The organism is Campylobacterota bacterium (assembly GCA_040752835.1).
In the GTDB taxonomy this organism is placed as follows: domain Bacteria; phylum Campylobacterota; class Campylobacteria; order Campylobacterales; family Sulfurimonadaceae; genus Sulfuricurvum.
The window spans coordinates 249,439-268,687 of the sequence record JBFMGG010000003.1 but is presented as its reverse complement, the minus strand read 5'-3'; the positions used below and the strand labels follow the sequence as shown (position 1 = coordinate 268,687).

Below are 19,249 nucleotides of genomic sequence, written 5' to 3'. Positions count from 1 at the left end.
GAAAGAAGGATTAAAGGCTATCCGCGTGCGAAGCGAGGTATTCCGCAACACCCTCGGTGCTGGCTTTCATACCGGTGTCGCCTTTGTTCCATCCCGCAGGGCACACTTCGCCGTGCTCGTTGGTGAAGAGCATCGCATCGATCATGCGGAGCATCTCGTCGATGTTACGACCGAGTGGAAGGTCGTTGATAACGGCGTGACGGATCGTTCCGTCTTTGTCGATCAGGAATGAACCGCGAAGTGCTACTGAATCGCCGAACAATACGTCGTAATCGCGTGAAATCTGTTTGTTCAGGTCGGCGACGAGAGGGTAACGGACCTGTCCGATACCGCCCTGGTTTACGGGAGTGTTTTTCCACGCGAAGTGGCTGAACTGAGAGTCGACCGATACGCCGATAACGTTGATGCCGCGGGCGGTGAACTCGTCAAGACGGTGGTCGAACGCGATGATTTCAGAAGGACATACGAACGTAAAGTCGAGCGGGTAGAAAAACAGTACGGCCCCTTTGGGTCCGAGATTTTCGTACAGGTTGAAATTGTCGACGATCTGATTGTTCCCCAGAACGGTTGTTGCGGTAAAATCGGGAGCTTTTTTGGTAACGAGCATGAGATTTCCTTTGGATTTTTTTTAACGTGCAGAAATTGTAACACAGGAACTTTAATGCAACTAAACCATGTAAAAGTAACTCACTGATCTAAAGGAAAATTTTTATTATTTGGAATAAAAGTTGCAGTCTCCCCCGCAAGGGAGCCCGGTTAGAGGGTCGCGCGTACCCGATGAACGGCTTCGACCATATTTTCCAATGCCGCTTTTGTCTCCGGCCATCCGCGGGTTTTTAGCCCGCAGTCGGGATTGATCCAGAGCTGGTCGGCGGGTAATACCTCAAGCAATGCGTAAATCTGTTTTTCCATCTCTTCAACGCTCGGTACGCGAGGCGAGTGGATGTCGTAGATCCCCGGTCCCACCTCCTGCGCGTAGCCGACCTCCGCGAAGATTTTCAGCAGACGATTCCCGCTGCGTGACGTTTCGATCGAGATGACGTCGGCATCCATCGATTCGATCGTTTTGATGATGTCGGTGAATTCGCTGTAGCACATGTGGGTGTGGATCTGGGTATCGCGTTCGGCGACGGCGGTCGAGAGAAGAAAACTCTCCAGTGCCCATTGCTCGTATGCGGCCCGTTTGGAGCGGCGAAGGGGATACCCCTCTTTGAACGCCGCCTCGTCCACCTGGATCATTGTGATCCCGTCGCGCTGCAGATCGTCCACTTCGTCGCGGATCGCCAGGGCGATTTGGGTGGCGCTCAGCGAACGGGGCTGGTCGTCACGGACGAAACTCCAGTTGAGAATCGTCACGGGACCGGTGAGCATCCCCTTCATCGGCCGCTTTGTCAGACTCTGCGCGAACGTGCTCCATTTCAGCGTCATCGGCTCGGGGCGGCTGACGTCGGCGTAGAGCAGCGGCGGTTTGACGCATCGGCTCCCGTAGCTTTGGACCCAGCCGTTGGCGCTGAACGCAAAACCGTTCAGCCTCTCGCCGAAATACTCCACCATGTCGTTGCGTTCAAATTCGCCGTGGACGAGGACGTCGAGGCCGATCGACTCCTGAAATGCGACGCACTCCCGGATCGCCTCTTTCATGGCGTCTTCATAAACTTCGTGAGAGATAACCCCTTTTTTGAATTCCTGACGGATTCTGCGGATGTCGGCCGTTTGAGGAAACGAACCGATGGTCGTCGTCGGCAGGATCGGTAGATCGAACAGGTCGTGCGCGGCTTCCCGGCGCAGCTCAAAGGGGTAGGGGCGTTTGTAGTGGGCAATCGTGAGGGCATTTAGCCGTTTCTGGACCGCTTCGTCGGTACGGTTGATCCCTGTTGTTGCGGCCCGGAGGGGTTTTCCTTCAAAAAACGCTGACGAAATGGCCGCGAGTTCGGCGAGTTTCTCTTCGGCAAACGACAGGAGCGAGCTGACCTCATTAGCGAGGGCGTTTTCGTGACGCAAAGTGTAGGGGACGTGCAGAAGCGAGCACGAGGGACTCAGACTCAACCGCTCTTTGGGGATATGCGTTGCGATGGTGTGGAGCGTCGCAAGTGAGGCGGCGAGATCGTTTTTCCAGACATTACGCCCGTCGATGATCCCGACCGTGAGCTCTTTGCCGCTCTCTCCGATCCGCCGGAGCGATTCGAGGTTGTCGGTTCCGTGGACGAAATCGAGGACAAGACCCCGAATCGGCGTGTGGACGAGTACTGCCGTCGCCTCGTTGGAGTGTTCGAAATAGGTCGCGACGCGGATCTCTCCCAGTACTCCCAGCCGGTCGTAGGCGATTTTCAGGAGGGAGAGATCCTCGGGGGTCGGATCGCAGACGAGGGCGGGTTCATGGAAGACGATCGTCGCCCCCAATGCTCCGAGCGTTTCGAGCAGCGTCGCGTACTGGGCGAGGAGTTTGTCGAACAGCGCCCGGCGGACTGCTTCGGGGCATTTGGAGAGGGCCAGAAAGGTCATCGGCCCGATGAGCTGAATGGTCCCATTCAGTCCGAGCGCTTTGGCTTCATGACATTCGCCGATGATTTTGTCGGCGTTCACGACGCCGAATGCAAAACGCTCGTGCAGCTCGGGGACGAGGTAGTGGTAGTTGGTGTTGAACCATTTGGTCATCTCCAGGGCGGTGTGGGTCGCATCACCGCGTGCCATCGCAAAATAGCGCTCCAGAGGATCGGAAAGATCGCCGAAGCGCTCCGGTTCGGCACCGAGGATGACCATCAGATCGAGCATGTTGTCGTAGAGGCTGAAATCGTTGATCGCGACGGTGTCGATCCCGGCATCGCGCTGCAACAGCCAGTGGCGCCGGCGCAGATCGGCGGCGAGGGTACTCAGTTCATAGAGGCTGATGGAGCCTTTCCAGTAATTTTCGAGGGCGAATTTGAGTTCCCGGTTTTCTCCGATGCGGGGAAATCCGAGGAGGGATAGGGTGTTTTTCATAATGCGTTTCCTTACAGATATCAAACGGTAAGGTCATGTTTTAGGACAAATCTCCGTTATTGCATCAAACGGGTGTCATGACATGACGGACAATGGTGCGGATTAAAACGAAAAAGGGGGTGTTTCGAGGGGCGGAGAGGTATCGGTATGAAAGTGTCGGAATAAAAAACGGAGTCTGGGGACGAATGACGAGACGAAAAGTACGCACCGCGTGCGGCGGCCGAAAAAACGGTTACAGTGGCACTGGCAGCGGGAGACCTTCGGGGTGAAGGGTTCGATCGTTTCGAGGAGGAGATCGGCATCGTCGGGAGGGGGATCGCCGATGCTCTCATCCAAGGCGGCATAACGGCGGTTATGGCAGTTCCGGGTCCGCACGAAATGGTTGTGCAGCGTCGTTGCGTTGACCGTTGCGGTGATTGCCTGAAGCGAGAAATATTTCCCGCCGAACCCTTTTGCCATAGTCCCTCGTTCGGAATTGATGACGGAATTATACACCATAGTATGGATATAATGACGTCATGATTACTTTCAGAACCCTCCTTTCTTTAATGAGCCGTTACAAGGCTCCCCTGCTGTGGGGGAACCTGATCGCACTGGCGGCAACCGTCGTATCGATCCCGATCCCGCTGTTGATCCCGCTGCTGGTGGATGAGGTACTGTTGGAAAAAGGGGGATGGATCACCGCGTCGATCGAGCGTGCGGGGTTCCCTGCCGAACCGCTTGTGTATATCGGGACCGTCCTTGGGGTGACGATCGCCCTGCGGTTTGTGTTTTTCATTCTCAGCGTCGTTTCCCAGAAATTTTTCGTGACCCTTTCCCAGGAGATCAGTTTCGACATTCGCCGCCGTGCGCTCGAACATCTCAAACACGTTTCGATGAGCGCGTACGAACGCCTCGGAAGCGGAACGGTCGTCACCAACCTCGTCACCGACATCGAAACAATCGAGCAGTTTATGGGGGGAGCGCTTTCCAGGCTGATCGTCTCGGTCGCGACGCTGGTAGGGGTAGCGGTCGTATTGATCTGGATCAACCCGCTCTTTGGAATCCTTATCCTTATTTTCCAGCCATTGATCATGATGCTGACCCGTAAAATATCGGGCCGCGTCGGAAAACTCAAAAAAGAGCAGAACCGGACCATCGGAGAGCTGTCGGATACCCTCGCCCAGATGTGCGATCTTTTCGGCCAGATCCGTTCCAGCAACAAAGAAGAGCGTTTCATCGCGCGTGCGACCGAGCAGGCGCGCATCCTCAAAGAGAGTGCTACCCTCTACGGTATCCGTGCCCTTGCGGGTGAGCGTTATTCCTACACGCTGTTTCTGAGCGGCTTCGAGGTGTTCCGGGCACTGGGACTCGTCATGGTGTTGCATTCGGATCTCTCGATCGGGATGATGTTCGGGGTGTTCGGTTACCTGTGGTTTATGATGACGCCGGTTCAGGAGCTGTTGTCCCTGCAATACAGCTATGCCAATGCCAAAAATGCCCTGTCACGGGTGAACGAACTCCTTGCGCTCCCTTCCGAACCCCGCTACCGAAACGTTCAGGACCCTTTCGGAGGAAAAGGGATAGCGATCCGCACGGACAAACTCGTATTCGGTTACGATCCCGACCGCCCTGTATTAAGGGGGGTAACGCTCGACGTTCCGCGCGGAGGACGGATTGCCGTGATCGGGTCAAGCGGCAGCGGAAAAAGCACCCTCGCACAATTACTGGTGGGATTTTATCCCCCCACCGCCGGGGACATAGTGTATAATGGGCTGAGTGTCCGTGAAATCGGGTTTGAACGGGTGCGTGCGAACGTATTCGTCGTCTTGCAGCAACCGCTGATGTTTAACGACACGCTCCGTTTTAACCTGACGATGGGAGACGCGGTCGACGATGCGGTGATCTGGAATGCGCTGCGGATCGCCCAGCTCGAGCCGTTTGTGCGGACCCTTCCCCAGGGGTTGGAAACGCAGGTCGGAAAATTGGGAATCCGGCTCTCGGGGGGGCAGCGGCAGCGCCTTTCGATCGCACGGATGGTTCTCTCCGATCCGGGGGCCGTCATTTTCGACGAATCGACCTCGGCTTTGGACGTCCATACCGAAAGTGCCCTGTTCGAAGCGTTGGAAGAATTTTTGAGCGGACGGACGGTGATTATCATCGCCCATCGCCTGAGTACCATTACGCAGGCCGATTACATCTACGTCCTCGAAAACGGTGCCGTTCTCGAAGAGGGGAGCCGGGAAGAGCTTGAAAATCTCGACGGCCGTTTCAAACGCTTTGTCGATTCCCAGCAAGGATGAGGAAAATCATGGAAAACCGTCTGTTCGTCCGTTTCATATTGTTCAGTGCCATCGGGCTTTGCCTGTGGCTTTTCTTCCCTTTTCTTAAAAGCTTTTTTTTCGCCTTGCTGCTGGCGATGGTCGTCTATCCGCTGCACCGTCTTGTCGAACTGCGGTTGCGCCGTTTTTCCGGACTCGAACCGGTCGCGTCTCCGATTGCCGCCGCCGTCGTTACGCTGGGACTGTCGCTGATCATGTTTGTCCCCATCGCCCTGTTCGTTTACGAACTGTTCGATCGCCCCGAGAGTTCAATCGCCTCCTTGCGGGCCCTGGGCGACCGTATCGACGCGTTGCCCTGGATGCTCCCGCCGTATCTGGCGTGGCTTCAGGAGCCTTTGTATTCGGTCATCGCGCTGGGAAAAGTGCATAAAGACGAGATCGTGACGGCACTGGCCTCATGGCTGGGGAGCGGACTGACGACCTTTATTGCGATGCTCGGCGAAATGGCGATGATCGTGGTCTTTTTCTTTTTTCTGACATGGTACGGCCGCAGCATCGCCTTGTTTTTCCTGCCGATCATCCCTCTGGCGCGCGACGCGAAGAGAGAGTTTCTCTCGGACATGGTGACGACGACGGCGGTCGTGTTTTACACGTTCGGCGGGGTAATGCTCGCGCAGGGGGTCGCATTCGGGGGACTGATTGCATTTTTTGACGGCTATAACCCGTTTTTGCTGGGATTCATGACCGCCGTTTCGGCGATCATACCGGTGGTCGGAACGGCTCTTGTGTGGGTACCCGTCGCGTTGAACGAATATTTTGAGGGAAATATCGTCAATGCACTCGTCATTGCCGTCTACTCGTGGGCGGTGATGGCGTTTTTCATCGACAACATCGTCAAGCTGGTGATTTTGAACTTCGTCAACCGCGCGATGAGCGACGGGAAACGGAAAATGAACGAATTCGTCATTTTCTTCGCCATTGTCGGAGGATTGGCCACGTTCGGTTTCTGGGGATTCGTCTTCGGGCCGGCCATCGTCGCGTTTGCGATTACGACTCTTCGGATTGTTCGCAAAAGAGGCAGCGGACGTTGCCGCTGATTAAGCCTCTTTGGGGGTAAGGGCGCGAACCTCCTCGCGCAGCCGCGCAAGTTCTTCCATGATGGAGGCCAGCTCATCGGGGGAGGGTTTGGCTTCATCGGCCGAAGAGGATTGGAAGGTGGTGCGGATCGCTTCGCCCAGGGCATCGAATTTGTTTCTGGCCTGCTCGATCAGCGCGTTTTCCTCCAGGTTCATCCCCTCTTCGATTTCGCGGATTTTTTCGGCAATTTCGTCCTGGTGTTTGAGCAGATAATAGGCTGCCGCTCCCCCGATCGCCGCCCCGAGGATGAAACTCAACAGATTGTGGTCGTCATTCATGCGAAGATCCTTCGTTCGATTTTTTCTTGAATATCTGCGACATGGCACCGATGGCGAGTGTTCCGATCGTCACTTTGGCGATGCCGTTGGAGGCTTTCAGGGCGAGCGACTGCGTTTCGGAATGGATATAGCTGATAAGGTCGCGCACCTCGTGGAGGGCGAGAAGCGATTTTTCGCTGATGGAGCGCGTTTCGTCTTTGAGATGGGCGAGCAGTTCGCTGACGTCGTGAAGGGTCACCGCAGCTTTGGTCGAAATAAAACTCAGTTCGTTCTGGACATGGCCGATAAATTCGTTGAGGCGCCGGAACGTTTTGAACGCCATAATCCCGATTACCACGATCACGGCGGTGATAAAGACCATGCATACCGCGATAACCCCGGCGAAAACGGTTAACAGTTCATGTTCGTTCATTGCGATCCTTTACAGCGCTTAGTCAGTTTATTATAGCGCGCTTTTGAAAAAATTTGCTACTATCGCAGTATCGATGAGATGAAAGGCTCGGCATGGAACTGACGATTTCGGAACTGGCGGTCGCGTTTGCTCTGACCCTGTTCGCCGGACTCTCCACGGGGATAGGGGCGGCGCTGGCTTTTTTTTCCCGCCGTGACAACACCGCGCTCCTTTCGGTCGGGATGGGATTTTCGGCCGGTGTGATGATCTACATCTCCTTTGCCGAAATCCTCGTCAAGTCAAAATCCGCCTTTGTACCGCGATTTGGCGAGGTGGGTGCCGAAGCGTCGATGTTGGCGTGCTTTTTTGTGGGCTTTGCCGTCGCGTTTGCGATCGATCGCCTCATTCCCGACGACATCAACCCCCACGAACTCAAAACCGATGCCGAACTCTCCGGGCTCAAACCGGGTCACCGCGACGACAAGCGGCGCCATGCCCTCCGCCGAACGGGTATTTTTACCGCCGTGGCGATCGCGATTCACAATTTCCCGGAAGGATTCGCGGCGTTTGTGTCGGCGCTCGATTCTTTGACGTTGGGGATCGGTATCGCACTTGCGGTCGCGATTCACAACATACCCGAGGGGATGGCCGTGTCGCTCCCCATCTATCACGCGACGGGGGAGCGGAAAAAAGCGTTCGGCTATGCGCTGCTTTCAGGACTTGCCGAGCCGTTGGGGGCGGCATTGGGCTTTTTCGTCTTGATGCCGCTGATGGGGGAACTGACGCTGGGGATTACGTTCGGGCTCGTGGCGGGGATCATGATATACATCTGTCTGGATGAACTTCTCCCCTCCGCGCGGATTTACGGCAATTCCCACACGACGATGGGGGGAATCGTCGCAGGGATGGCGGTCATGTCGTCCAGCCTTTTACTCTTTAAAATCGTCTGAAGTAGGCAAGGGTATCGCAGATCGCTTTGCCGTCTTTTCCCAGGAACCGGTACAGTGGGCGCAAAAGGTGATACGTCATGCGATAGCGGCGGGCCTCTTCAGTCAGATTATCCCACAGGTCGGGGCGTAGCGCACGATGGTAGGCGTCGAGCCCCGTTTCGGCGAGTTCAGGGGAACGAAGTTTGCGGTAAAGGGTGTGCGCGTACAAAAATCCGTCGCGGACGATCGCTTCTTCGGTACTCAGCGCTTTTTCGAGGTTTTCCTCGAAATCCATGAAATAGATTTCCCCCTCTTTGTAGGCAATGTCGCGGAGTGCGGGACGGGAGTGGAAAAAGCCTCGGTTGTGCAGCTGGGCCAGCGCGTTCGAGAGCTGGGAGACAAGCAGCTTTTTTTCTTCGGGTTTCATTGCCGAGCTTCCCAGCAGGACGCTCAGCGGAGTCCCCGCGTCTTCGAGCACAAGGTAGTTCGGAGTTTGCAGAACGATTGCGGGGACACGGATGCCCCCCTCGCGAAGTTGCCGCAGACGCCCGGCTTCGTACGCTAATGACGCCGTTGGGTCGGTAACGACGGTCGGGCGGAAAAAATTGTTGTTCAGCACTCGAGAGAGGATGTACATGACTTGGTGCCAGCCGTTTGCTTCCCCTTCTTCAGGGCGTTTGACCCAGTATTTTTCTCCCCCTTCGACAAAACTGAAGGTGCGGCTTCCGGGGTTTTGTGAGATCAGCCCGGTCACGCGTGCCGAGAGAGACGCTGCATCCATTTATTCCCCTTTTTAATGATAATTATCATTATATCACAATAAGGCTTTTGGTTTTTTGAGTCACTTGAGTCTCCTTTAAGTATCTAAAACATATACTTTTAATATTTAGAAGATATGGAAGGTATATTTATGATTATTACCCTGTCGCATCAAAAAGGGGGAGTCGGCAAATCGACCGTCGCCTGGAACCTCGCCGTCAATTTTTCGAAAATCATGCCGACGCGGATTGTCGACCTCGATACCCAGCGTTCCTTGACCGTGACCAATGCGTTGCGGCGCGAACAGGGGATGGAACCGATCGAGATGCTCCATTTCGGGAATGCCGAAGAACTCGCCGAATATGCGGCGGCGGATACGGACGATGTCGTCACGATCATCGATTCGGGAGGATTTGACAGCGCGTTCAACCGCGTGGCGATCATCGCTTCGGATCTGCTTTTGACCCCCGTGAGCGACAAACCGTTTGATCTGATGGGATTGCAAAAATACGAAGAGATCCTCAAAAGCCTTTCGGACATTCAGGGGGAGACGATCAAAACGCGCGTTGTCTTCAACAATATCAACCCCTCGATGAAACGGTTCGGGGAACTGATCGATTTTATCTGCACGTCCGAGCATTTCGAACTGCTCGTATCGGTACTGCGCCAACGGGTCGATTTTGCCCATTCGGTGGGAGAGGGCAAGTGCATCAAGGAATACCGGATTTTCAGTCGCGCCGATCAGGAGATGGACGAACTGTTCGAAGAGATTAAAGGGTTGTTGAATATTTAATAAGTATTTAAACAGTATATAAAACATATATAAAGGATATAAAATGGCAAAGAAGAGTTTTCTACAGAATATTGAAAAAGTGAAAAGTTCCGCCGCCATGAGCGAGCGCGAAGAGGCCACGCCGGAGAAAGGGAAAAAGAAAAAACTCATTACGATCCCGATCGAATGGGAGAAGAAAATACGCGACTACCACGGCGGGACGGTCAGCGCTTACATCCTGATCGCCTTGCAGGAGCGGATGCAGCGCGACGGCCTCCTTTAGAAGGGTCAAAACGGCGTTATTTGATTTTGATCTCTTTGGCCGATTTGTTTTTTCCTTCTTTCTTGGGGAGGGTGATCTCGAGAACGCCGTCTTTGTTTTCCGCGTGGATGTTTTCGGCATCGACGTTTTCAGGGACGGTGAAACTGCGGGTAAAACTTCCGAAACTGCTCTCCATCTTGTAATAATCCTCTTTTTTCACCTCTTCTTTGGTCTTGCGTTCCCCTTTGAGGGTGAGGACGTTGTTCTCCACCTTGACGCTGATGTCCTCTTTTTTCACGCCGGGGAGATCGACGTCGATGTGGTAGGCGTATTTCCCCTCCCGAGTATTGACCGAGGGGGTGAACGAGGCGAAAAAATCTTTTTTCGGATCGGTTGAGAGAGCGGTATGGAAGCGTTCTTCGAGCGAACGCAACTCTTTAAACGGGTCGAAACGTGTGAGCAACATGGATAACCCCTTATCGAGAATTTACAGAAGCGTGCTTCTTGATGATCTACGAGGGTATGGATGCGAAACGTGCTTCTGTAGCGGAACAATGTAACACGGAAAAAATTAATGGGCGATAAGAACCGAAAATTAGGATTTCAAAGAGTGCTTAGGAAGTATCAGGGGAAATTGTTTTAAAGGGTGGTGGCCAATCTCGGAATCGAACCAAGGACACAATGATTTTCAGTCATTTGCTCTACCAACTGAGCTAATTGGCCACGTTTGTGAGGCCGAAATTATACCCCCGTTAGCTTAAAAACAAGCTTAAAGGGTAAATCGGCTTATGCGAGTGCGTTGACGTGCGCTTTAAAGAGGTTCCCGCGTTCGGCGTACGAGGTGAACTGATCGAGGCTCGCGGCGGCGGGGGAGAGCATTGCGATGCTCTTGTCGTCGAGAACCCGATCGATTTCGGCGACCGCGACGTCGAGGGTACGGCAGAGGGTGCAGGGGATCGTATACTTGGCGCAGAGCGCTTCAAGCCGTTCCGCGTTGGAACCGATCGCGTAGACAGCGACGTCGTAGGTTTTGAGGGGGGCGAAGAGCTCTTCGAGCTCGACCCCCTTGTCGTCGCCCCCGAGGATGAGGTGGATTTTCTCATCGTGGTAGGTGCGCAATGCCGCGAGGGTCGCATCGATGTTCGTAGCCTTGGAATCGTTGATCCACAGGCGGCTCTTCACGTCACGAAACTCTTCCTGCCGGTGCGGATCGAGGACGAAGGCGTTGATCTTGTCGTAGTCGATACGGTCGAAGAGGATTTTGTCGATCCCCATCGCGATCAGGGCGTCCATCAGGAAAGCCCCCTTGAACTTGATCTTGGAGGTGTCGATCCCGAAATACTCCGCGAGGTCATGCTCGGTCTCGTAGGGGATTTTAAACGCGTTTGTCGGGGTATCGGCGTATGCTTTGGGGAGGATCACCGCTTCGCCTTCTTTCATCATCGAGAGGGGTTTGAGCTTCGCCGCAATGTACTCCTCCATGCTCCCGTGCCAGCTGACGTGGTCCGGCGTGATGGGGAGGAGGGCATAGACGTTCGGGCGCGCCGTGTTGGTGTAGTGCATCGTAAAGGAGCTTGTTTCCAGGATCCAGATGGGGGCTTCGGGGGACATGTCGGCGAGCGGGGTGCCGATGTTGCCGCCGCTGATCGCGCCGCGGTCGGCGAGGAGGTGCTCGACCATCTGCGTCGTCGTGGTTTTTCCGTTGGTACCGCTGATCCAGATGCTAAAAGGGGTTTGCGGGGCGAAAAAATCGTATTCGCTGATAAGATGCGATGCCTGACGGATCAGGGGATGGTAGGGGGGGATACCCGGAGAGGTGATCTCATGAGTAAAGAGGGTCGTATCGAACTCACTGACCGGGCGGACGAGATTCCCGTCCTCGTCGGTGTACGATTCGGTCGCCTTGTCGTCGAAAAAAGTGCAGGGGCCGAGGCGTTTGGCGATGGCACGGGTTGTTTTCCCGTACCCGAAGCAGGCGATATTCTGATGGTTCATGGCAATTCTTTTAGCGGATTTTGAGGGTGATGAGGGCGAGAATGTTCGAGAGGAGCGAAATGATCCAGAAACGGACAATGATTTTGTTCTCCGCCCATTGCTTCATCTCGAAATGGTGATGGATGGGGGCCATCAGGAAAACCCGTTTTTTGCGGAGTTTATAGCTTCCCACCTGCAAGATGACCGAAACGGTTTCGATAACGAAGATAAGGCCGATGAGGATCAGGAGCACTTCGCTTTTCCCGATGATGGCCATGTAAGCGATGAAAGCCCCCAGCGTAAGGGAACCGCTGTCCCCCATAAAGACCTGTGCCGGATGGCAGTTAAACCACAAAAAGCCCAGCAGCGAACCCATCAGCGCCGCCGAGATGATGACCACTTCCCCTGCAGGGATTTTGGGCATCAGGAGGTAGTGGGCGAGTGCGGCGTTACCGACGATGTAGACAATCACGCTCAGTGAAAGGAGGGCGAAAATCGAAGGGACCGTCGCCAGACCGTCAAGGCCGTCGGTCAGGTTGACGGCATTGGAAGTGGCGATGATGACGAGGACCCAGAACGCAATGCTGAACCACCCCATGTCGAAAAGGCTGGATTTGATGAACGGGAGGTAGAATCCGGTATCGAGTTTCGCGTAATAGATCAAAAAAGCCCCGATGGCTACACCGAAGATGAGCTGTAGGGCCATTTTGGCGCGAGCGGTGAGTCCGGCCAGATTATGGCCGCCGCGAATTTTGCCCCAATCGTCGGTAAAACCGATGTAGGCATAGAAAATCAGGGTCAGAATCGCACCCACGGCGAACGGGTTGAGAAGGTTGACCGTCAGCAGCGAAGCGATGATCGTGGAAGCGACGAATACGATTCCCCCCATGGTCGGGGTTTTTGCTTTCCCCTGGTGGGCGCTGACGTATTCGTTGATGGGCTGAACGCGGCTGGAACGTTGTGCCCAGGCGATGAAACGGGGCATGAGAAAAAGGGTGAGAAACAGGCCGATGAAAAACGCCACACCCGCGCGGACGGTGATGTACTGGAAGAGGTTGATGCCGAGAATCTGATGAAACCAATATAACATTAAATTAACTCTTTTCTTTCTGATAAGATTTCAAAAGCAATGCAAAAGTGACATTTTAATATAATCCGCACAAAGTTTGATTAATCAAGGAGCCAACTTGAGCAAAAAAACCGTTTTGGTCATCACCGACGGGATCGGTTATTCGCCCAAACGCGATTACAATGCGTTCCACGCGGCCCGCAAACCGACGTATGAGCGGCTGTTTGCGGACGTTCCCCATTCGCTGATCGACACGTTCGGTCTCAGCGTCGGCCTTCCCGAAGGTCAGATGGGCAATTCCGAAGTGGGGCACATGAGCATCGGAAGCGGACGGGTACTGTACCAGGATCTCGTCAAAATTTCGCTGGCGCTTCAGGAAGAGAGCTTCGCCAAAAACCCCGTTTTTTCGGGACTGCTCAAAACGAGCAAGCGGTTGCACCTGATCGGCCTGATGAGCGACGGCGGAGTCCATTCGCACATCGACCACATCATGGGAGTCGCCGAAATCGCCGCCGAAGCGGGCAAAGAGGTATGGCTGCACCTGATCACCGACGGCCGCGACGTCGCTCCGACGTCGGCGAAACTCTTTTTGCACCACGTCACGGCGCACGCGTACAGCAATATCCGCATCGCTTCGCTGGGGGGGCGATTTTTCGCCATGGACCGCGACAACCGCTGGGAACGGGTCCAAAAAGGGTACGATGCGATCGTGAGGGCCCATCCCCTGAGCGAACAGAGCGCTTTTGACTACATCGAAAACGCCTACGCCGCGGGCGAGACCGACGAATTCATCACACCCACTGCGTTCGACGGCTACGACGGCTTCAAAAACGGGGATGCGGTGCTGATGCTCAATTTCCGCAGCGACCGGATGCGCGAACTCACCGCCGCGATCGGCGATCCGGCGTTCGGCGGCTTTGCGCGCGAGTTCGTACCGACGCACATGGCGACGATGACGCAGTACGACAAAAACTTTCCCTATCCCGTCCTTTTCCCCAAAGAAGTCCCCGCAAACGTCCTTTCCGAGGTGATTTCCAAAGCCGGGCTACGTCAGCTGCACACTGCCGAAACCGAAAAATACGCCCACGTCACGTTTTTCTTTAACGGCGGGGTCGAGGAACCTTTTGAGAACGAAACGCGGGTGCTGATCCCCAGTCCGCAGGTTAAAACCTACGATATGAAGCCTGAAATGTCGGCTTCCGAAGTGGGCGACGTAGTGGTCAGGGCGATGGACGAAGGGATCGATTTCGTCGTCGTCAATTTTGCCAACGGCGACATGGTCGGCCATACGGGGAATTTCGAAGCGGCGATCAAAGGGGTCGAAGCGGTCGACGAACAGCTCGGCCGGATCGTAGAGGCCGCCAAGCGCAACGATTATGCGATGGTCCTCACCTCCGATCACGGCAACTGCGAAGAGATGCGCGACGACGCGGGGAACATGCTGACCAACCATACGGTGGGGAAAGTGTGGTGTTTCGTGATGGCCGAGGGGGTCGAGCAGGTCCATCCGGGCGCGCTCAACAACGTCGCACCGACGGTACTGAAGCTGATGGGGCTGCAGATCCCCGCAGAGATGGACGGGGCATTGATATAAACGCATCGAACGCAAGTCCTTTGCAATCTCCTGAGGCTGTCCGCATCTTTCGGATGCGGGAGAAAAGAATATTACAAAATAAGGAATCACATGAAATTTACGGGTAAAAATGTATTGGTAACGGGTTCAAGCCGCGGAATCGGCGCGGAAGTGGCAAAAGTGCTGGCGGGATACGGTCTTAAAGTATGGATCAATTACCGCAGCGGCGCGGCGGCGGCGGACGAAGTGAAAGCACAGATCGAAGCGGCGGGCGGAACGGCGGCGGTGATCGGATTCGACGTTGCCGACGAAGCGGCATTCGTCGACGCGATCCAGACGATCATCGATGCCGACGGGGAGCTCTCGTATCTGGTCAACAACGCCGGGATTACGAAAGACGGACTGGCGCTTCGGATGAAAAGCGACGATTTCATGGCGGTCATCAACGCCAATCTCCTTTCAGCTTTCGTCGGCTGCCGCGAATCGTTCAAAGCGATGCGGAAGAAAAAATTCGGCGCCGTCGTCAACATCGCTTCGATCGTCGGGGAGACGGGCAATGCGGGGCAGACCAACTATGCGGCTTCCAAAGGGGGAGTCATCGCGATGACGAAAAGTTTCGCACAGGAAGCCGCTTCGAGCGGTATCCGTTACAACACCGTCACCCCGGGTTTCATCGCGACCGATATGACGGACGTTCTCAGCGAGGAGATCAAGGCGTCGTTCACCTCCAAAATCCCGATGGGCCGTTTCGGCGAAGCCAAAGAGGTGGCCGAAGCGACGGCATTTTTGCTCAGCGATCACGCGAGCTACATCACCGGCGAAACCCTCAAGGTCAACGGCGGGATGCTGATGTAAGGGGGGATTTCCCCTCTTAAGTTAAATATGCTATAATTATGCGATTTTATTCATTAGAACAGGAGCTATTATGGCACTTTTGGACGATATTAAAGAAGTAGTGGTTGAGCAACTGAGCGTTAACCCGGACGAAGTAAAAGAGGATTCTAAATTCGTTGAAGACCTCGGCGCGGACAGCCTCGACGTTGTAGAATTGGTAATGGCTCTTGAAGAGAAATTCGATATCGAAATTCCTGACGACGAAGCGGAAAAAATCCAAACTGTTCAAGATGTAATCAACTACATCGAAAGCAAAAACTAAAAACTTTATCGAGGCGTACGCCTTGATAAGCACCCACCATAAATTCATGGTCTAAGAGATTGGCTCAATGGAGCTAAAGTTTCAGACCATCCACCATCAGGAGAGAATGTGAGAAGAGTAGTAGTAACCGGATTGGGAATGATCAATGCGCTTGGTCATGACAAAGAGAGCTCCTTTAAAGCGATTTGCGAAGGTGAGTGCGGCATCGATATGATCACCCTTTTTGACGCTTCGAATCAAGGCGCCCAGATTGCCGGTGAAGTCAAAGGCTTCGACCCCGAAACCGTGATGGACCCCAAAGAGGTCAAAAAAGCGGACCGTTTCATCCAGCTCGGGATCAAAGCGGCCCAGGAAGCGATGGCCGATGCCAATTTCCCCGAAGGTTTCAACAAAGAACGTTTCGGTATTGACGCCGCATCGGGAATCGGAGGGCTTCCTTCCATCGAGCGTAACTCCATCATCCTCGAGACAAAAGGTCCAAGACGTATTTCTCCGTTCTTCATCCCCGGCGCACTGGTGAACATGCTCGGCGGCTTCGTTACGATCGAGCATGGCCTGCAAGGACCGAACCTCTCAGCCGTCACGGCATGTGCGGCGGGAACGCACGCGATCAGCGAAGCGACAAAAACCATCATGATCGGCGGAGCGGACCAAATGCTGGTCGTTGCGGCCGAATCGGCGATTACCGGCGTCGGTATCGGCGGATTTGCCTCTATGAAAGCCCTCAGCACCCGCAACGACGACCCCAAACACGCATCACGTCCTTTCGATGCGGAGCGCGACGGATTCGTCATGGGTGAAGGGGCGGCAGCCCTCGTCCTGGAAGAGTACGAAAGCGCGGTAGCCCGCGGTGCCCGAATTTACGCCGAAGTGATCGGTTTCGGTGAAAGCGGCGATGCCAACCACATCACTACACCAAGCCTTGAAGGGCCGCTGCGTGCGATGAAAGCGGCGCTGAACATGGCCGGAAATCCGAAAGTCGATTACGTCAATGCCCACGGTACCAGTACGCCGACCAACGATAAAAACGAAACGGCGGCATTGAAAATCGCTTTCGGCGGCAAAGAGAACTGCCCGCCGGTCAGTTCGACCAAAGGGCAAACGGGCCACTGCCTGGGTGCGGCAGGCGGTATCGAAGCAGTTATCAGCATCATGGCGATACGTGATGGGATCATCCCTCCGACGATCAACTACGTCAATCCTGACGAAAATTGTGATCTGGACATCGTTCCCAATGCCGCGCGCAAAGCGGATCTCAATATTGTCATGAGCAACTCATTCGGATTTGGCGGTACCAACGGGGTCGTCATTTTCAAAAAAATATAAGAGGGCAAGCCGTTGGCGACCTATCTAGATTTTGAACAAAACATCCGCCAGATCCAAGAAGAGATCATCAGCGCGGAGGTCCGCTGCGACCATCATGCCGTCGAGATTCTAAAGCAGGATCTGGCCAGAGAAGTCGAAAAAACCTATTCGAACCTCTCTCCCTATCAGGAACTTCAGCTCGCGCGCCATCAGGACCGTCCTTACGCGCTCGACTACATCAACCTCATACTCGACAAAAAGTACGAAATTCACGGTGACCGCCACTTTCGCGATGACCTCTCCATCGTCTGCTATATCGGAACCATGGGCGACCAGCGGGTCATGGTGATCGGCGAACAAAAAGGGCGTGGGACCAAGAACAAGCTCAAGCGCAATTTCGGTATGCCGCACCCCGAAGGGTACCGTAAGGCGCTCCGCGCGGCGAAAATGGCCGAGAAATTCAACATCCCCGTCCTGATGCTTATCGACACTCCGGGCGCATACCCGGGTCTTGGGGCGGAAGAACGTAACCAGAGCGAAGCGATCGCCCGCAACCTGATGGAACTCTCGAACCTCAATACGATCACCGTCTCCGTCGTTATCGGCGAAGGGGGAAGCGGCGGGGCGCTCGCGATCGGCGTTGCGGATCGGCTGGCGATGATGCGTTATTCGGTCTTCAGCGTTATCTCTCCCGAAGGGTGTTCGGCGATTTTGTGGAACGATCCGGCGAAGGTCGAAGCGGCGACCAAAGCGCTTAAAATCACCAGCGCCGACCTCAAAGAACTCGATCTGATCGACGACGTCATTGACGAACCGCTGATCGGTGCCCACCGTGACAAAGAAGGGGCCGCCGATGCCCTGAAAACCTATTTCCTCGAACAGGTGGAGACCCTGCGCGCGCTGGACGACGCGGAGCGCCTGGAAAAACGTTACCGCCGCCTCGTCGGTATGGGCCGTTTTTCGGAATAACCTCTCTTTTCCGCTCCGGCGGAACCTTCGTTTTCTTCCTTTACCCTCATGCGGGGTTTATACGGATATTTTCTCTTCGCTATCGCCGGTTTCGGGTTTGGGTTTCGGACGCTTGAGCCGTCTGGCCTCTTTGGAAAAGGCGATCAGCTCTTCGCCGCTGGCGATGGAGGGGGGAATGAGGGCCAGAGTCCGTTTAAGGAGCTTGGTCGTCGTCATCGCATCCGACAGGGCGCGGTGATGTGTCGCCTCTTTGTAGAGTGAGAGCTGGTCGTTGAGATAGGCGAGGCCGTAACGCTCCGATTCGATCGTCCTCTCGGCCAGATCGATCGTGCAGAGGGATCGGTTGAGCAGTCTGGAAAGGCCAGAGCGTTCCATCATCGCCGAAACGAAGTTGTAGTCGAATTTGGCATCGTGTCCGACGAACACCGCATCGCCCAGAAAAAGACGAAATTCACGCATCACTTTGGCCATCGGGGGGGCTTGAAGGGTATGCTCGACACGGATACCGGTGATCTCGCTGATCTGTTCGGAAATCTCGGTGCAGTAGACAAGACTCTCATAGGTGTCGAGAATACGGCCGTTTTGAAGTTTCACCGCGCCGATTTCGATGATCTGGTCACGGGAAGGTTTGGAACCGTTCGTTTCGATGTCGACGACGCAAAACAGGGTGTCATCGACCGAATCGATCGCGCTGCGGAGGCGGTAAGAGTCTTTATCGAGCAGGAGATTAAGCCCCTGGGCTTTGAGCAATTCGATCTCCTCCGCGCTTCCGACGAGCAATTCGAATTCCGCCGCAGGGATGCCGTATCTGGTCAGACGTGCAAGAAGCTTGGGATCGAGCGAATTCACGCACGCGCCTCTGCGATGAAACGGCGAACCTTTTGGGGGTCTTTTTTACCGTAGGAAGCTTCGACCCCGCTGCTGACGTCGACGCCGTAGAACCCGTATGGTTTGAGGGAAGCGACGTTGTCGGGATCCAGCCCCCCGGCGAGAATGATTTTGGAGCAGTCGACGTTCTCAAACCATTCGATGTTGAGCCGTTTGCCGCTCCCCCCGTACGCCTCGCAAAAGGCGTCGATGAGGCGGTATTCGTCGGAATGGGCGGTGATGTCTTCGGGCTTGCGGGCGCGGACGACCCGCAGTGCAGGATACGCGACGGAAGCGAAAAAATCGTCTTCGACGTCGAAATGAATCTGTGCAAGGGTGCATCCGCTTTGGAGGCAGGCGGCACGGATCCGTTCGGGGGATTCATTGACGAACAGGGCGACTTTCTCGACAAAGGGGGGGAGCTTCGAAATGATCGCGGCGGCTGTTTCGACCGAGACGTAACGGGGCGATTCGGGGTAGAAAACAAAGCCCAGAGCATCGGCCCCGGCTTCAATCGCGTACAGGGCGTCTTCGAGGTTCGTAATGCCGCAGATCTTGACGCGCATGG

The 19,249-nt window shown here is 54.9% G+C and carries 21 protein-coding genes and 1 tRNA gene; 10 read left to right on the top strand and 12 right to left on the bottom strand.

Annotated elements, in window-relative coordinates:
- Positions 1–10: 10 nt before the first annotated feature.
- The 3 genes from AB1763_01675 to AB1763_01665 form a co-directional block, all read right to left on the bottom strand.
- The gene (locus AB1763_01675; GenBank protein MEW5831532.1) at positions 11–607 is read right to left on the bottom strand and encodes a peroxiredoxin; all 597 of its coding nucleotides are present in this window, start codon (positions 605–607) and stop codon (positions 11–13) included.
- A 149-nt stretch (positions 608–756) separates the two neighbouring features.
- Positions 757–2,979, bottom strand: a complete 2,223-nt coding sequence (gene metE, locus AB1763_01670) for a 5-methyltetrahydropteroyltriglutamate--homocysteine S-methyltransferase (GenBank protein ID MEW5831531.1) — start codon at positions 2,977–2,979, stop codon at positions 757–759.
- 102 nt (positions 2,980–3,081) lie between these two features.
- A complete protein-coding gene (locus tag AB1763_01665; protein ID MEW5831530.1) occupies positions 3,082–3,438 on the bottom strand; it encodes a hypothetical protein in 357 nt (118 codons plus the stop codon).
- Positions 3,439–3,497: 59 nt separating this feature from the next.
- Here AB1763_01665 and AB1763_01660 point away from each other — a divergent pair, with 59 nt between their 5' ends.
- Both AB1763_01660 and AB1763_01655 read left to right on the top strand, forming a co-directional pair.
- On the top strand, positions 3,498–5,261 hold the full coding sequence (locus tag AB1763_01660; protein MEW5831529.1) for an ABC transporter ATP-binding protein: 1,764 nt from the start codon (positions 3,498–3,500) through the stop codon (positions 5,259–5,261).
- 8 nt (positions 5,262–5,269) lie between these two features.
- Positions 5,270–6,337 carry an AI-2E family transporter gene (locus tag AB1763_01655; protein MEW5831528.1) on the top strand — a complete coding sequence of 356 codons (1,068 nt, stop codon included), beginning with the start codon at positions 5,270–5,272 and terminating at the stop codon, positions 6,335–6,337.
- On the opposite strand, the gene AB1763_01650 is transcribed toward AB1763_01655, so the two are convergent.
- Both AB1763_01650 and AB1763_01645 read right to left on the bottom strand, forming a co-directional pair.
- A complete protein-coding gene (locus AB1763_01650) occupies positions 6,338–6,655 on the bottom strand; it encodes a hypothetical protein (protein ID MEW5831527.1) in 318 nt (105 codons plus the stop codon).
- The gene (locus AB1763_01645; protein MEW5831526.1) at positions 6,648–7,067 is read right to left on the bottom strand and encodes a hypothetical protein; all 420 of its coding nucleotides are present in this window, start codon (positions 7,065–7,067) and stop codon (positions 6,648–6,650) included. Before AB1763_01645 ends, AB1763_01650 begins: the two co-directional genes overlap by 8 nt.
- A 92-nt stretch (positions 7,068–7,159) precedes the next feature.
- On the opposite strand from AB1763_01645, the gene zupT reads away from it, so the two are divergent.
- On the top strand, positions 7,160–7,996 hold the full coding sequence (zupT, locus tag AB1763_01640) for a zinc transporter ZupT (protein MEW5831525.1): 837 nt from the start codon (positions 7,160–7,162) through the stop codon (positions 7,994–7,996).
- On the opposite strand, the gene AB1763_01635 is transcribed toward zupT, so the two are convergent.
- On the bottom strand, positions 7,983–8,756 hold the full coding sequence (locus AB1763_01635) for a hypothetical protein (protein ID MEW5831524.1): 774 nt from the start codon (positions 8,754–8,756) through the stop codon (positions 7,983–7,985). The genes zupT and AB1763_01635 overlap by 14 nt on opposite strands.
- Positions 8,757–8,885: 129 nt before the next feature.
- Between AB1763_01635 and AB1763_01630 the strand changes: the two genes are divergently transcribed.
- Both AB1763_01630 and AB1763_01625 read left to right on the top strand, forming a co-directional pair.
- Positions 8,886–9,527, top strand: coding sequence for a ParA family protein (locus tag AB1763_01630; protein ID MEW5831523.1), 642 nt, complete (start codon positions 8,886–8,888; stop codon positions 9,525–9,527).
- A 43-nt stretch (positions 9,528–9,570) separates the two neighbouring features.
- Positions 9,571–9,789: a hypothetical protein gene (locus AB1763_01625; GenBank protein MEW5831522.1), complete on the top strand. Its 219-nt coding sequence runs from the start codon at positions 9,571–9,573 to the stop codon at positions 9,787–9,789.
- A gap of 16 nt (positions 9,790–9,805) precedes the next feature.
- Here the strand turns inward: AB1763_01625 and AB1763_01620 are convergent, their stop codons facing one another.
- The 4 genes from AB1763_01620 to mraY all read right to left on the bottom strand — a co-directional run bounded on the left by AB1763_01620 (position 9,806) and on the right by mraY (position 12,832).
- A complete protein-coding gene (locus AB1763_01620; GenBank protein ID MEW5831521.1) occupies positions 9,806–10,234 on the bottom strand; it encodes an Hsp20/alpha crystallin family protein in 429 nt (142 codons plus the stop codon).
- A gap of 181 nt (positions 10,235–10,415) precedes the next feature.
- Positions 10,416–10,491 (bottom strand) — tRNA-Phe (locus tag AB1763_01615).
- Positions 10,492–10,554: 63 nt separating this feature from the next.
- Complete coding sequence (murD, locus tag AB1763_01610) at positions 10,555–11,763, bottom strand: UDP-N-acetylmuramoyl-L-alanine--D-glutamate ligase (protein MEW5831520.1); 1,209 nt, start codon at positions 11,761–11,763, stop codon at positions 10,555–10,557.
- Between the two features lie 10 nt (positions 11,764–11,773).
- Positions 11,774–12,832 (bottom strand): phospho-N-acetylmuramoyl-pentapeptide-transferase, encoded by a 1,059-nt coding sequence (gene mraY / locus AB1763_01605; protein ID MEW5831519.1) that lies wholly within the window; start codon positions 12,830–12,832, stop codon positions 11,774–11,776.
- Between the two features lie 97 nt (positions 12,833–12,929).
- Here mraY and gpmI point away from each other — a divergent pair, with 97 nt between their 5' ends.
- The 5 genes from gpmI to accA all read left to right on the top strand — a co-directional run bounded on the left by gpmI (position 12,930) and on the right by accA (position 17,814).
- Positions 12,930–14,405 (top strand): 2,3-bisphosphoglycerate-independent phosphoglycerate mutase, encoded by a 1,476-nt coding sequence (gpmI, locus tag AB1763_01600; protein ID MEW5831518.1) that lies wholly within the window; start codon positions 12,930–12,932, stop codon positions 14,403–14,405.
- 90 nt (positions 14,406–14,495) lie between these two features.
- Complete coding sequence (gene fabG / locus AB1763_01595) at positions 14,496–15,239, top strand: 3-oxoacyl-ACP reductase FabG (GenBank protein MEW5831517.1); 744 nt, start codon at positions 14,496–14,498, stop codon at positions 15,237–15,239.
- 70 nt (positions 15,240–15,309) lie between these two features.
- The gene (acpP, locus tag AB1763_01590; protein MEW5831516.1) at positions 15,310–15,540 is read left to right on the top strand and encodes an acyl carrier protein; all 231 of its coding nucleotides are present in this window, start codon (positions 15,310–15,312) and stop codon (positions 15,538–15,540) included.
- A 108-nt stretch (positions 15,541–15,648) separates the two neighbouring features.
- A complete protein-coding gene (locus AB1763_01585) occupies positions 15,649–16,866 on the top strand; it encodes a beta-ketoacyl-ACP synthase II (protein ID MEW5831515.1) in 1,218 nt (405 codons plus the stop codon).
- A 12-nt stretch (positions 16,867–16,878) separates the two neighbouring features.
- Positions 16,879–17,814, top strand: a complete 936-nt coding sequence (gene accA / locus AB1763_01580) for an acetyl-CoA carboxylase carboxyl transferase subunit alpha (GenBank protein ID MEW5831514.1) — start codon at positions 16,879–16,881, stop codon at positions 17,812–17,814.
- A 57-nt stretch (positions 17,815–17,871) separates the two neighbouring features.
- On the opposite strand, the gene AB1763_01575 is transcribed toward accA, so the two are convergent.
- Positions 17,872–18,663: a 3'-5' exonuclease gene (locus AB1763_01575; GenBank protein ID MEW5831513.1), complete on the bottom strand. Its 792-nt coding sequence runs from the start codon at positions 18,661–18,663 to the stop codon at positions 17,872–17,874.
- On the bottom strand, positions 18,660–19,247 hold the full coding sequence (locus AB1763_01570; protein ID MEW5831512.1) for a phosphoribosylanthranilate isomerase: 588 nt from the start codon (positions 19,245–19,247) through the stop codon (positions 18,660–18,662). The genes AB1763_01575 and AB1763_01570 overlap by 4 nt, the downstream gene beginning before the upstream one ends.
- Positions 19,248–19,249 lie beyond the last annotated feature (2 nt).